The organism is Aeromonas bivalvium (genome assembly GCF_000819765.1).
In the GTDB taxonomy this organism is placed as follows: Bacteria; Pseudomonadota; Gammaproteobacteria; order Enterobacterales; family Aeromonadaceae; genus Aeromonas; species Aeromonas bivalvium.
Genome location: NZ_CDBT01000010.1, coordinates 1 through 239 on the forward strand (window position 1 = coordinate 1; position 239 = coordinate 239).

Consider the following 239-nt stretch of genomic DNA (forward strand, 5'->3'; position numbering starts at 1 on the left):
AGGCCCAGGCCGAGGGGATCCCCACGGACGCCATCATCCAGCGCCTGCTGGAGTGGGTGCCATGCCCCTGAGAGGCGCCACGCCCGGGGGCACGACCACAGGGGAGCCGGTCAACCCCTGGCCCCCCGAGCTGCATCTGCCCCTCGCCGACCTCATCGCCACCCGGCTGCTGGCCTCCCTGCCGCGACCTCGCCGCCACGGCACCGCCGAGGGCGGCGCCCGTCGCCGCCAGCCTGGCC